Annotated in this window: 12 protein-coding genes; 11 read left to right on the top strand and 1 reads right to left on the bottom strand. The window is 67.8% G+C overall.

Features of this window, described 5'->3' with window-relative positions:
• Positions 1-408: 408 nt before the first annotated feature.
• Positions 409-774 (bottom strand): hypothetical protein, encoded by a 366-nt coding sequence (locus AC50X9_RS20730; protein ID WP_494896875.1) that lies wholly within the window; start codon positions 772-774, stop codon positions 409-411.
• Here AC50X9_RS20730 and AC50X9_RS20725 point away from each other — a divergent pair.
• The 11 genes from AC50X9_RS20725 to xerD all read left to right on the top strand — a co-directional run bounded on the left by AC50X9_RS20725 (position 749) and on the right by xerD (position 13,629).
• Entirely contained in the window at positions 749-2,374 is a 1,626-nt protein-coding gene (locus AC50X9_RS20725; protein WP_494896873.1) for a hypothetical protein, read from the top strand. The genes AC50X9_RS20730 and AC50X9_RS20725 overlap by 26 nt on opposite strands.
• Positions 2,375-2,678: 304 nt before the next feature.
• Positions 2,679-3,005 carry a hypothetical protein gene (locus AC50X9_RS20720; RefSeq protein ID WP_494896871.1) on the top strand — a complete coding sequence of 109 codons (327 nt, stop codon included), beginning with the start codon at positions 2,679-2,681 and terminating at the stop codon, positions 3,003-3,005.
• 136 nt (positions 3,006-3,141) lie between these two features.
• The gene (locus AC50X9_RS20715; protein WP_494896869.1) at positions 3,142-4,926 is read left to right on the top strand and encodes a hypothetical protein; all 1,785 of its coding nucleotides are present in this window, start codon (positions 3,142-3,144) and stop codon (positions 4,924-4,926) included.
• 6 nt (positions 4,927-4,932) lie between these two features.
• Positions 4,933-5,922, top strand: coding sequence for an HAD-IIA family hydrolase (locus AC50X9_RS20710; RefSeq protein ID WP_494896865.1), 990 nt, complete (start codon positions 4,933-4,935; stop codon positions 5,920-5,922).
• Between the two features lie 10 nt (positions 5,923-5,932).
• Positions 5,933-6,334, top strand: coding sequence for a hypothetical protein (locus tag AC50X9_RS20705; protein ID WP_494896859.1), 402 nt, complete (start codon positions 5,933-5,935; stop codon positions 6,332-6,334).
• Complete coding sequence (locus tag AC50X9_RS20700) at positions 6,321-7,133, top strand: TlyA family RNA methyltransferase (protein WP_494896857.1); 813 nt, start codon at positions 6,321-6,323, stop codon at positions 7,131-7,133. The genes AC50X9_RS20705 and AC50X9_RS20700 overlap by 14 nt, the downstream gene beginning before the upstream one ends.
• Before the next feature lie 22 nt (positions 7,134-7,155).
• On the top strand, positions 7,156-8,196 hold the full coding sequence (locus AC50X9_RS20695) for an NAD kinase (protein ID WP_494896855.1): 1,041 nt from the start codon (positions 7,156-7,158) through the stop codon (positions 8,194-8,196).
• 3 nt (positions 8,197-8,199) lie between these two features.
• Positions 8,200-9,939 (top strand): DNA repair protein RecN, encoded by a 1,740-nt coding sequence (recN, locus tag AC50X9_RS20690; RefSeq protein ID WP_494896853.1) that lies wholly within the window; start codon positions 8,200-8,202, stop codon positions 9,937-9,939.
• Positions 9,940-10,030: 91 nt separating this feature from the next.
• Positions 10,031-11,845: a CTP synthase gene (gene pyrG, locus AC50X9_RS20685; protein WP_494896851.1), complete on the top strand. Its 1,815-nt coding sequence runs from the start codon at positions 10,031-10,033 to the stop codon at positions 11,843-11,845.
• A 27-nt stretch (positions 11,846-11,872) separates the two neighbouring features.
• Positions 11,873-12,535, top strand: a complete 663-nt coding sequence (locus AC50X9_RS20680) for an NUDIX domain-containing protein (protein ID WP_494896849.1) — start codon at positions 11,873-11,875, stop codon at positions 12,533-12,535.
• 170 nt (positions 12,536-12,705) lie between these two features.
• The gene (gene xerD, locus AC50X9_RS20675) at positions 12,706-13,629 is read left to right on the top strand and encodes a site-specific tyrosine recombinase XerD (protein ID WP_494896877.1); all 924 of its coding nucleotides are present in this window, start codon (positions 12,706-12,708) and stop codon (positions 13,627-13,629) included.
• Positions 13,630-13,880: the final 251 nt, after the last annotated feature.

Here is a 13,880-nt window from a genome sequence, read left to right as displayed (position 1 = left end):
ACTGCACCCGGGAGGGTGTGGGAGAGTAGGTCACCGCCGGAACATCATTACACGGTCGAGAGCCCCAACCACACAGGTCGGGGCTCTCCCGCATTTAACCCCCAAACCACAACCGCATATAAACCCTAAAAACACAACCAGGACCCTCCCGCACCTCCGGGGGCATAGAGCCTAACCTCCCGCACATTCGGTGGGTTTTTGTTCAATGCTCTCTCATCTGCAGCTTACGGCTGTCGGCGGGCGCCCACACTGAAAGAGCCAGACCGCAACAATCCGGGAACAAAAGACCAATTCGGCCTAATGTGCCGGGAGGGGATGTACGGGTGGGGTAGCTTTGGGAATGGAAATCGAGAGCTGGTTTTGTCGGGCCGGGACCCGTCCCCCAGCGCGATGCCAGAGTTAATTCTTTCAGCTCGTGATTTTGGGGGATTCATTGATCAGCAAATCCGTTAGGCGCATGTGCGCCTCTGCCGCCCTGGTGGCTGTACTTGCGGCGGGCGCCATAGCCCCCGCCGCTGCAACCAATACTTCACCTGCGCCGAGCCCCACCATTACTGGCCAGACTCCGCAACCGACGTCGAGTCCCAGTAATACCGACAGTCCTGGTGCGACTGAGGCGCCGCTGCCGGTACCTACTTCGATGTCGCCTGGCGTCACGGCGCCGGCGCCGGCGCCGCCCGCGCCGACCCCGAGCGTGGAGCCCCCGGTTGCTACACCGACAGCCCCCGCGAAGGACATCAACGCGGCGATGGTGCCGGCCGGTGTCACCGCCATCGACGAAAAGTGGACATCCTTGGGCGGGGCCACAGGTGCCTACGGTCCGGCGCTGTCCCCGGCGGTGTGCGAGTTGGCCGGGGATGGTTGCAAGCGCGATTTCACCAACGGATCCATCTATTGGACCGCTACTACCGGCGCCGTTCCCGTATGGAACGGTGCAATCGGTGGTCAGTGGAAAAGGCTCGGCTCGGAGGGTTCCTGGCTGAAGTACCCGGTTTCGGCCGAGCGTTGTGGACTGGCGGGCGACGGTTGCGCCCAGGATTTCCAGTCGGGCACGGTCTATTGGTCTCCACGGACCGGCGCGTTCCCCACCGGCGGTGGCATCGGCCAGCGCTGGAACCAAGTAGGCGGAGTTTCGAGCCGACTTGGCTACCCGGCAGGTCTGCTTGTCTGCGGACTGGCCCAAGGTGGTTGCGTGCAGCCATTTGAGCGCGGAGCCATTGGCTGGACCGCCGCTTCAGGCGCCTGGGACGTTGGCGGGGGAATCGGCCTTCGCTGGGTGGAGCTCAATGCGCAGGATGGCGGTTTGGGCTATCCGTCCAGCCCGGAAATCTGCGGTTTGGCTGGCTCCGGCTGTTTCCAGAATTTCACCCTCGGAACGATGATGTGGTCGCCGGCATCGGGTGCACAGCCCACCTGGGGTGCCATTCGGACACGCTGGGCGGAGTACGGCTACGAGAACAGCTGGATGGGCTATCCAACAGGTCGGGAAACCTGCGGACTTCCGGGCAACGGCTGCTCACAGGAATTCCAGCGTGCCACCTTCTTCTGGTCGCCGGCGACTGGCGCACAGCCCACCGGCGGAGCAATTCGAGGTGACTTCAACCAGCGTGGCAGCGGCGCCGGAGCGCTGGGCTACCCGAGTTCGCCCGAATACTGCAGCGCCTCGGGTTGCCGCCAGTATTTTCAGTGGGGTTGGCTTGATTGGGAGCCCTCCGGTTGGGTGATGTTCCATTTGAACCCGGTCGGTTATTGCGAGGCCCTCAACCGCGGCGGAGTGAAATATGGGACAGCGGGAGCCCAACGGGTCTCCTTCGCCATCGCAGAGCGCTACGCCACTACCCCTGTCAGCTTCGCTACCTGCCTTAAGGGCGCCGGCGGCTACAACCTTGAGTGGAACGTGCCGGGTTATGCCGGCGAGAGCGGCTTCGCGTGGGCAGGGATAGCCACCGGTCCAACGATCAACAAGTTCTCCCCGACGGGATCGTTCACAGTTACCGAGGCCTTCGGTCTTGGGAACCCCGGCACGGCACTGAACTACATCTCGCTCAACTCCTACTCGCGTTGGGGCGGCCGGCTCAACAGCAACTACAACAAGTACTTTGAGTCCAGTGCGGACGTTTTCCCCGATGAAAACATGTGGTACTACGCAACCCGTCCTTCACACGACTACCGACAGGGTGTAGTGATCAACTACAACCGGCCGCCGGACTCTCCCATTGTCATGAATGCTGGGTTCGCCATTTTCCTCCACGCTAACCGCGTCCCGACCTGGGGCTGCATCTCACTGTTGGAGAGCGACGTCACCCGGTTCATCAGGTCCGCTGTGCCGGGCGACCGCATAGTAATGGGAGTGGGTGGAGATGTCTTCCGCTAACCGCCGCCGGGTGAACGGCCTTCGGGCTGTCGCGGCCTTTGGAATGATCGCCGCCGGCCTGGTTGCCTGCACCGCCACCGCGCCACCAGCACCGCCGTCGATATCAACTGTCACTCCTGGGGTACCCGCGTCAGCCGCGCCGGGGAGGACCGCTCCGTCCCTCATTCCCACAGAGGCGACTCGGGCCTGTGCTGTCCTGGACGCGGCCGCGCTCAAAGAAGCCCTGGGTGCTGTCGGCGCCTCGATGAAGGCGCCAGAGCCGTCAGGCATAAGGCTGGACGGTGGATTCGAGAAGGACACCTGTGTGTATCCGCTGGACGCAGGCGGCGTGACGACGAACGCCGTCGTCATGGAAGTCATTTGGGACGCTACGGGCACGAAGAGGCCGTCCCTGGATGATTTGGCACCAGCACCAGCACCAGCTCCGGAACCGGAAACGGTCGAAGGGCTCGGCTCCAAGGCGCTGTATTCGATGGTCCGGCTGTCTGGATCGAGTGAGTACAGTCTCAGTGTGGAAGGATCGCAGGCCGTGTACAGGCTGCTAGTCGCCCGTCCCAACAGCGCAGACAGCTGGGACCGGTCGGAAGGCCGCGATGTCCTCGAGCGGATAATGCGCAACGCCAAACTCTGACGGTCTGTACTGCAATACAATGGTTGGGACTTGAAGAGAGCGCACGGTTGAAACTGCGGATCGAGTCGTCCAGAGACTATTGAGAAGAGTGGTGCGGCTGTGAGGATAGTTCGGCTCCCTCGGACAGGAATCCAGCATGGCTGAGCACAACGACGGAAATCGCGGCGGAAGCGATCGCGGCAACTTTGGCGGCGGACGAAATTCGGGCGGCGGCGGATTCCGCGGCACCAACAACTCCGGCGGCGACCCCCGAGGGTACCGTGCCCGCGATGACCGCGGCACTGGGGGATCCCGGGACTCCTCCAGCGATCGGGATCGTAAGCCCTACGGTGACCGACCCGCGCGTGAAGGTGACCGTAAGCCTTACAGCGGTGGCGGTGACCGGGATCGTAAGCCTTATGGTGACCGTGGCCCGCGTGAGGGTGGCGGGGAGCGTCGCAGCTTTGGTGCCGGTGGTACCAGTGATCGTAAGCCGGCCAGCGGTGGCGGTGACCGGGATCGTAAGCCTTATGGTGACCGTGGCCCGCGTGAGGGTGGCGGGGAGCGTCGCAGCTTTGGTGCCGGTGGTACCAGTGATCGTAAGCCGTACAGCGGTGGCGGCGACCGTGACCGCAAGCCCTACAGCGGTGGCGACAACCGTAAGCCTTTCGGCAGCCGTGATGACCGTCCGGCGCGCGGCTTTGACCGCGATGACCGTCCGGCGCGCGGCTTTGACCGCGATGACCGTCCGGCGCGCGGCTTTGACCGCGGCGACTCCGGCCCCCGCCAGTTCGGCCGCGACAGGGCCGAAGACCGCCCTGTCCGCGTTCCCAACGCCAGGGACCTGCGCAGCGCCAACCGTCCCGACCGCGAGCGTTCACCGCAGATCGACGACGACGTCACGGGCAAGGAACTGGACCGCGCCACGCAGCACCAGATCAAGACGCTCGAGGACAACAGCGCCGAATGGGTGGCCCGCCACCTCGTGATGGCCGGGCGCCTGATCGACGACGAACCGGAGCTGGCCTTCCAGCACGCCCTCGCGGCCAGCCGCCGCGGTGGCCGCCTCGCCGCCGTCCGCGAAGCCGTTGGCCTTACCGCCTACGCTGCCGGCCACTACGGTGAAGCCCTCCGCGAATTCCGCACCTACCGGCGGATCAGCGGCTCCAACATGCACCTGCCCGTCATGGCAGACTGCGAACGCGGACTCGGCCGGCCCGACCGCGCCCTGGAGATGGCACGTTCCGAGGAAGCCAAGGACCTCGACGCCCCCGGCAAGGCGGAACTTGCCATCGTGGCCGCCGGCGCACGGACCGATCTGGGCCAACTCGACGCCGCCGTCTCCGAACTGGAAATTGCCCAGCTCGACATCAACCGAGCCTTCTCCTACAGCCCGCGCCTGTTCCGCGCCTACGCCGACGCCTTGGCCGCAGTGGGCCGCACCGCCGAAGCCGAAAAATGGCTGCGCCAGGCGGCTGTCGCCGAGAACGCCCTTGGCCTCGATGTCTCCGAAGACCCGGACATCATCGATCTCGGCTGGGACGAGGAAGAGGAAGCCCGCGAGGAAGCGCAGCAGCGCCGGCTTCTCGCTGAGCAGGCCGCCCAGCGGTCCGCCCCCGAACGAGAGCAGGCGCCGCGTGCCGCCAGCGCCGAGGCCGTTGCCGGCCTCCCGGAAACCACCGGGACGGCAGCAACTGCCCTTGACGAAGGAGCGGACGACGTCGAGTCCGACTTCTGGGAGTCCGACGATGCGGAGTCGGATGACGACTCCGTGGAAAAGGATGCCCTGGACCGCTCCGAGGTTCTCCGCGGCGACGACTCCGATGACGATACAGTTGAAGGCGATCGCGGCGATTCCCACGCCGACTCCGACAGCGACTCCGACGGAAATTCCCCCGACACTGACACCGACGCCCGCGGGCCGGAACGCTCCGAAGGCTGATCGGGAATGGCCGGACCGGAGCTGATCTCGACCTTCGACGCGCTGCTCGCCGATCTCGACGGCGTGGTCTACGCCGGGCCGCACGCCATCCCGGGCGCCGTGGAGTCCCTGCGCAGACTCGCCGGGATCGGCGTCGGCCTGGGCTACGTCACGAACAACGCGTCCAGGACGCCCGCACAGGTGGCGGAGCACCTGCGCGAGCTCGGCGCCCCTGCGGAAGACCACCAGGTGGTCAGCTCCTCACAGGCCGCGGGCGAGCTGCTGGCTTCCCTGCTGCCGGCGGGTGCCCGGGTCCTGGTCACCGGCGGGGACTCCTTGGCCCAGGAAATTGAACTCGCGGGGCTGGTGCCGGTCCGCAGCGAAGCCGAACATCCCGTCGCCGTCGTGCAGGGCTTCCACCCGGATCTCGGCTGGAAGGACCTCGCGGAGGCTGCCTACGTCGTCGCCGGCGGTGCTCTGTGGGTGGCCACCAACACGGACATGTCCATTCCCCAGGCCCGCGGCATGGCCCCCGGCAACGGGACCCTGGTTGCGGCCGTCGTCGCCGCCACCGGGCAGCAGCCGCTGGTTGCCGGCAAGCCGGAGGCGCCCCTGTTCCACGCCGCCGCGAAACGGCTGGCTGCCGACCGGCCGCTTGTCGTCGGCGACCGCCTGGACACCGACATCCTCGGCGGCAACAACGCCGGCTTCGCCACGGTCGCCGTGTTGACCGGCGTCGACACCAGGGAATCGATCCTCGCGGCGCGCACCCCGGAACGGCCCGACTACCTCATCAACGACCTCACCGACCTCTACCGCCCCTACCCGGATATCGAGCTCGACGCCGGGCGGCACCGCTGCGGCGCGGCGTCCGCCGTCGTGGACGGACGGACGGTGCGCGTCAGCGGCGACTCGGGCGACCTCGACGCCTGGCGGGCCGCCTGTTCGGCCTGGTGGACAGCCAACCCCGAGACCGACACTGCCCTGGCACCGGACCTCGAATGGCTGGATCACTAGACTGGGGACCATGACGGAGCTGAACCGCACGACCGAGACGGACCCCGACGGGGAAGAAGCGGTGGTCAGCTGGCCGGCGCTGCCGGCGACAGCGGGCCACCCCGCTCGGCATGTCCCCTCCACGGACGCCACGGACCCCACGGACGCCACGGACCCCACGGACGCTACGGACCCCGCGGTAGCCGCCCTGCTGGACCGCCTCACTGACCTGCCGGACCTGCCGGTGGACCAGCACCAGGAGGTCTACGCCGGCCTGCACGATGACCTGCTGGCCGCCCTGGACGACGCCGTCGCGGGCGGGCCCGTCGCGGGCGGGTCCATCGCCGGCCCGATCGGCGCGGGCCAGGCAGGCAAACCAGCGGCAGCCGCAACCACCACCGAAACAGGGGATGCCACGCATGAGCAGGCTTGACCAGGCCCTCGTCGGCCGCGGGCTGGCGAGGTCGCGCACGCACGCCGCGCGCCTCATCGCCGAAGGCAAAGTCAGCTCCCACGGGGAAGTGCTGACGAAGGCGTCCCTTCAGGTGCAGGACGACATGAACCTCGATGTGGCGGCCGCGGATGAAGACAACTACGTGAGCCGTGCCGGGCACAAGCTGGCCGGCGCGCTGGACGCCTTCCCCGCCGTCGAGGTCAAGGGCAAACGGTGCCTCGACGCCGGCGCCTCCACCGGAGGATTCACCGAGGTGCTGCTGCGCCGCGGCGCTGACCACGTGGTGGCCGTCGACGTCGGACATGACCAGCTCGTCCCGGTGATCCGGAATGACCCCCGGGTGTCCGTGCACGAGGGCCTCAACGTCCGCTACATGACGCCGGTCGAGATCGGCGGACCGGCGGCCTTGACGGTCGCGGACCTGTCCTTCATCTCCCTGACGCTCGTGCTGGCATCCCTCGCGGCATGCACCGACCCGGGCGGGGACCTGGTCCTGATGGTCAAGCCGCAGTTCGAGATCGGCAAGGACCGGCTGGGCCGCACCGGAGTTGTCACCTCGGAGTGGGAGCGCCGCCTGGCCGTGGGCAAGGTAGCGGCCGAGGCCATGGACACCGGGCTGGAACTGAAGGGCCTCGCCAGCAGCCCGCTGCCCGGCCAGGACGGAAACGTCGAGTACTTCCTGTGGATAAAGCGCGGGATTGGCACAGACCTGCCTAAGATCGAAGAGCGGGACGCAGCCGTTGCTGCGTTACTCGGAACAATCTGGCCCAAGTACTAGAAGCACTAGAAGGCGGAACCCGATGAGCAGGCGTGTCCTCATCCTTGCCCACACAGGCCGTGAGGAGTCACTCAAGGCTGCCTGGGAAGCGTGCGCCCAGCTCCACGACTACGGCATCGTTCCGGTGATGCTGAAATCCGAGCTCGGCGACATGGTCCGCTTCTTCGGACGCCTCGACCAGCCGGTCGAAATCCTCCATGACCACGTAATGCTGCCCGACGTCGAACTCGTCATGGTGCTCGGCGGCGACGGCACCATCCTGCGCGCCGCGGAACTGGTCCGCGAAGTCGATGTGCCGCTGCTCGGCGTCAACCTCGGCCACGTCGGGTTCCTCGCCGAGAGCGAGCGGGCGGACCTCGCACAGACCGTCGAATGGATCGCCAGCCGCGACTACACCGTCGAAGAGCGGATGACCATCGATGTGCAGGTCTGGGTCCGCGGTCAAAAAATCTGGCACACCTGGGCCCTCAACGAGGCCGCGATCGAAAAGGGCAACCGCGAACGGATGCTCGAGGTCGTCACGGAGGTCGACGAACGCCCGCTGACGTCCTTCGGCTGCGACGGCGTCGTCCTGGCCACGCCCACCGGCTCCACCGCGTACGCCTTCTCCGCCGGCGGGCCGGTCGTGTGGCCGGAGGTCGAGGCGCTCCTGATCGTCCCGATCAGCGCCCACGCGCTGTTCGCCAAACCGCTGGTCGTCTCACCCCGGTCCCGGCTCGCCGTCGAAATCCTGAACCGGACCGAAGCGCAGGGCGTGCTCTGGTGCGACGGGCGCCGCTCGGTGGACCTCCCGCCCGGAGCACGCGTGGAAGTGACCCGCTCCGCCACCCCCGTCCGGCTCGCCCGCACCCACCAGACGCCTTTCTCCGGCCGCCTGGTCCGTAAGTTCGAACTCCCCATCCAGGGCTGGCGGGGGCCCACGCCGGAGGCCGCCAAGGTCCACACCGGCCCGATTCCGGTGATCCGCACGCCCCGGCCGTGGCCCCCGCTGCCGACGCCGCCGCAGGCAGGTCCGCCGCCCGCAGAGCCGGGCGAGACTCCTGATCCATCGACTGCGAAGTGAACCATGCTTGAAGAACTGAGAATCCGCGACCTCGGCGTCATCACCGACGCCACGCTGCCCCTCGGCCCGGGCCTGAGCGTGGTGACCGGTGAAACCGGCGCCGGCAAGACCATGGTGGTGACCGCCGTCGGGCTGCTGCTCGGCGCCCGGTCTGACGCCGGCGCCGTACGCAGCGGCGCGAAGAGCGCCTCCGCGGAGGCCACGGTGAAGCTCGACGCCGGCCACCCCGCCGTTGCCCGCGCCCGTGAGGCCGGGGCTGAAGTCGAGGAGTTCGACGGCGGCGCCGAGCTGCTGCTCGCCCGCAGCGTGGGAGCGGACGGCCGAAGCCGCGCCTACCTGGGCGGACGCGCCGCACCCGTGGGTGTGCTTGGCGAGATCGGCGAAACCCTCGTGGTGGTCCATGGCCAGTCCGGGCAGATCCGGCTCAAAAGCCCGGTCGCGCAGCGCGAGGCCCTCGACAAGTTCGCGGGGGAGAGCCTCGCGGCGTCGCTCGGCAGCTACCAGGAGCTCCATGCGCACTGGAAGTCCAGCCGTGCCGAGCTGGATGAGCTCCGCAACGCCGCCCGGGAGCGCCTTCGAGAGGCCGAATCGCTGGAGGCAGCGCTGGCCGAGATCGACGCCGTCGACCCGCAGCCTGGTGAAGACGAATCGTTGAAGGCGGAGGCCGTCAAGCTCGCCAACGTCGAGGAACTCCGGATCGCTGCCAGCACGGCCCACCAAGCGCTCATTGCCGAGGACTTCGGCGAGGACGCCGACGCCACCACACTGGTCGATGCCGCCAAACGCACGCTGGAGCACGTCGCCGAACATGACGGGGACCTCGGCTCCGCGGCCACCCGGCTGGCCGAGGTCGGTTTCCTGCTCAACGACATCGCCACCGAACTCGCCAGCTACCAGGCCACCCTCGACACCGAGGGCCCGGAGCGGCTCGCCGAGATCGAGGACCGCCGGGGCACCCTCGCCAAGCTGGTGCGCAAGTACGCTCCGAGCATCGATGAAGTGCTGGAGTGGGCTGCGCAGTCCCGGGCACGGTTCCTGGAGCTGCAGGACGACTCCACCCGGATCGAGGCGCTGGACGCCGAAGTGGCCCGCGCCGGGGCCGAGCTGGTCAAACAGGCAGCCGGGATCAGCAAGCTGCGGAAGAAGGCCGCCAAGGACCTCTCCGCCCGGGTCAGTGCCGAACTCAAGGCCCTGGCGATGGCGGACGCCACCCTTGTGATCAACGTCGAATCCGGCGGGCAGCCGGGACCGTTCGGCGCGGACGAGATCTCCTTCCTGCTCCAGCCGCACTCCGGTGCCCCCGCCCGCCCGCTGGGCAAGGGCGCCTCCGGCGGTGAACTGTCCCGTGTGATGCTCGCCATCGAAGTGGTGCTGGCCGCCGTCGATCCGGTCCCCACCTTCGTCTTCGACGAGGTCGACGCCGGCGTGGGCGGCCGTGCCGCCGTCGAAATCGGGCGCCGGCTGGCCATGCTCGCCCGGCACGTGCAGGTGCTCGTGGTGACCCACCTGCCGCAGGTGGCAGCCTTCGCCGACCAGCACATCCGGGTCACCAAAACGTCCGTGCGCGGCGCTGACGGGGACACCACGACCGGGTTCACCTCCAGCGACGTCCGGCTCCTTGACGAGGCGGAGCGCGTCCGGGAGCTGGCCCGGATGCTCGCCGGCCAGGAGGATTCCGAGTCGGCCCGGGCCCACGCCCAAGAGCTGCTGGACGACGCCAGGCTGCTGCCGCAGCAGGCCTGAGCATGCCCTCCCGGCGGCCCGTTACCGGGATCACAACCGGGAGCACAATCACAGCGGGTTGCCGCGAACAGACCCTCGAAAGGCCGAATTGGTGATAGGCTCGAACTCCGTGGTGCAGCGATCAAATTCCCGTGTAAATTCCCGGTTTCCGGGCTCGTCCAAGACGACCAAACACATCTTCGTCACCGGTGGTGTGGCGTCCTCGCTCGGTAAGGGACTGACGGCTTCGAGCCTCGGTCACCTCCTGCGGGCACGCGGCTTGTCTGTAACAATGCAAAAGCTCGATCCCTATCTGAACGTGGATCCGGGCACGATGAATCCCTTCCAGCACGGCGAAGTCTTCGTCACTGACGACGGCGCCGAGACGGACCTCGACATCGGCCACTACGAGCGCTTCCTCGATGAGAACCTCGAGGGCTCGGCCAACGTCACGACCGGCCAGGTCTACTCCACCGTCATCGCCAAGGAACGCCGCGGCGAGTACCTCGGCGACACCGTCCAGGTCATCCCGCACATCACCGATGAAATCAAGCGGCGCATGCGGCTTCCGGCCGAGGGCAAGCACGCCCCCGACGTGATCATCACCGAAATCGGCGGCACCGTGGGCGACATCGAGTCGCAGCCGTTCCTCGAATCCGCCCGCCAGGTCCGCCAGGACATCGGCCGCGGAAACGTGTTCTTCCTGCACGTCTCCCTCGTGCCGTACATCGGCCCGTCGCAGGAACTGAAGACCAAGCCGACGCAGCACTCCGTGGCTGCGCTGCGCTCCATCGGCATCCAGCCCGAGGCGATCGTGATCCGCTCGGACCGCGAAGTCCCGCAGGCCATGTTCGACAAGATCGGCCGCATGTGCGACGTCGACATCGACGCCGTGATCGGCTGCCCGGATGCGCCGAGCATCTACGACATCCCGAAGACCCTGCACTCCCAGGGCCTGGATTCCTACATCGTCCGTGCCCTCGACCTGCCGTTCAAGGACGTGGACTGGACCAGCTGGGACAGGCTCCTCGACGCGGTCCACAACCCCAAGCACGAGGTTGAGATCGCCCTGGTCGGCAAGTACATCGACCTGCCGGACGCCTACCTGTCCGTGACCGAGGCGCTGCGTGCCGGCGGCTTCGCCAACGACACCAAGGTCAAGATCCGCTGGGTCCCCTCGGACGAATGCGAAACCCACGAAGGTGCGGTCAAGGCCCTGGACGGCGTCGACGCGATCTGTGTCCCCGGCGGCTTCGGCATCCGCGGGCTCGAAGGCAAGCTCGGCGCGCTGAAATATGCCCGCGAAACCAAGCTGCCGGTCCTGGGTCTCTGCCTCGGCCTGCAGTGCATGGTGATCGAGTACGCCCGCAACGTGGTCGGCCTCGAAGGAGCGTCCTCCTCGGAGTTCGAGCCGGACTCCAAGTACCCCGTGATTGCCACGATGGAAGAGCAGCTGGACATCGTCGACGGCAAGGGCGACCTGGGCGGCACCATGCGCCTGGGCCTTTACGAAGCCAACCTCGATGAGGGCTCCGTCGTCGCCGAGACCTACGGCACCACCAAGGTCAGCGAACGGCACCGGCACCGCTACGAGGTCAACAACAAGTACCGGGAACAGATTGCCGCCCACGGACTGGTGTTCTCCGGAACATCGCCCGACGGCAAACTTGTGGAGTACGTGGAGCTTCCGCGCGAAGTCCACCCGTACTACGTGGCCACGCAGGCGCACCCCGAGCTCAGCTCACGCCCGACCCGGCCGCACGCACTGTTCTCCGGGCTGGTGAAGGCCGCCCTGGAGCACCAGAAGGGCCACGGGAGCGCTGTCACGGGTTCCGCGAAGGGTGCCCTTAAAGGCGCCGACAAAGCGGAGGGCACGGCCGCTGGAGCTCCGGCCGCGGCCAAGCCTTCCCCGGTAGTGTCGAAGTAACCATCAACTGAATCAAAGGACGGCGCGATGCCCGGTACCCCTGAAACCCCCCATGCTGCACGGCAGGTTTCGGACGAACCGAGCCCGCGCCGTCTTTTGTCGTCCCGGACGGTCTACGAGGGCCGGATCTGGGACGTCGTCAGTGACAGTTTCCAGCTCCACGACGACGGCGACCCCCTAGTCCGCGACTACATCGAGCACCCCGGCGCGGTCGCCGTCCTGCCGATGAACGACGCCGGCGACGTGCTGCTGATCAAGCAGTACCGGCACCCGGTCGGCATGGACCTGTGGGAGATCCCGGCCGGGCTCCTCGATGTTGAAGGCGAGGACTTCGTGGCCGGCGCGGCACGGGAACTCGCCGAGGAAGCCGACCTCGTCGCCGGCCAGTGGAACGTGCTGGCCGACTTCTTCAATTCCCCCGGATCCTCCAGCGAAGCCATCCGCATCTATCTCGCCCGGGACCTGAGCGACGTGCCGGGCCACGAACTCCACGTCCGCACCGACGAGGAAGCCGAAATCGAGCTGCACTGGATCCCGCTGGAGGCGGCCGTGCAGGCCGTCCTGGAGGGCCGCCTGCACAATCCCTCCGCCGTCGTCGGCATCCTCGCCGCGGCGGCGGCCCGCGCCGACCACTTCAAGGGCCTCCGCCCGGGCAACGCGCCGTGGCCCGCGCACCCGAGCCAGCGCTGATGGCGGGATCAAAGATTGCCGAGCCTCCGGCTCCCGCGAACTTTCCGGCACCGGCACCGGCACCGGCACCGACGGGGGCACCGGCGCCGGCTGGAGCGGCGACCGATCCCGAGCCGGCCGCCGCTCCCGCCGCGGCCACGGCCCGGCCACTGACGGCCATAGACCGCGCCATGACCGACTACCTGCAACACATGGGGGTGGAACGGGGACTGGCAGCCAACACCCTCTCCGCCTACCGGCGTGACCTGGCCCGCTACGCCAGGCACCTCGCCCACACCGGCCGCCAGCTCCCGGGCGAGATCACCCGTCACGACGTTACCGGCTTCGTCCAGGCGCTCTCCGACGGATCCGATGGCGGCTCGGCCCTGGGCATCCGGTCGGCGGCCCGGACGGTCGTGGCCGTACGCGGGCTCCACAAGTTCTGGGCCCTCGAAGGCGTCACTCCCTCCGACCCGGCCAGCGACGTCCACCCGCCCATGCCGGGCAAACGGCTGCCCAAGGCCATCAGCGTCGGCGAAGTCACCAGGATCCTCGAGGCCGCCGGATCCGATACCGCCACCGGGCTGCGCGACCGGGCCCTATTGGAGTTCCTGTATTCCACCGGCGCCCGCATCAGCGAAGCCGTGGGGCTCGACGTCGACGACATCTCGCTGCAGACCGGAGCGGCCGAAGACAGCGGGCCCGCGATCGTCCGGCTGTTCGGCAAGGGTTCCAAGGAACGGCTCGTTCCGCTGGGGTCCTTCGGTGCCCGTGCCCTCGACGCCTATCTGGTCCGCGGCCGGCCCCTGCTCTCCGCCAAAGGCAAGGGGACCCCGGCGTTGTTCCTGAACGCCCGCGGCGGCCGGATCAGCCGGCAAAGCGCCTGGACCATCCTCAAAGCCGCCGCCGAGAAGGCCGATATCACCAAGGACGTCTCGCCTCACACCCTGCGGCACTCGTTCGCCACTCACCTGCTCGAGGGCGGGGCCGACGTCCGGGTGGTCCAGGAACTGCTGGGCCATGCCTCTGTCACCACCACGCAGGTGTACACCATGGTCACGGCGGACACCCTGCGGGAAATTTACGCCGCCGCGCATCCCCGGGCGCTGGGTTGAGCCGCCGTCCGCCGCCGTCGACGGTTCGTGTCACTGTCAAAAGTGGCGGCGCCATCACATGAAATCGTCCGCCCCGAACCGCACGTAGGGCCACGCAGTCGTATCCGACTTGCCGCGGGCCAAACGACCGCCGACGGCGGCCCCGCGGCGGTGTCTCGTGCCCCGCGGCCGGTCTAGTAGAAGTGTCGGTGGTGCCCGCTAGTTTTGGTTTATGGAAAGCACGGACTGGATTGCGGAGGGCTGGGAGGCGG

The organism is Pseudarthrobacter sp. HLT1-3 (assembly GCF_059383535.1).
The sequence above is the reverse complement of the archived record's forward strand: the minus strand, read 5'-3'. Positions and strand labels throughout refer to the sequence as shown.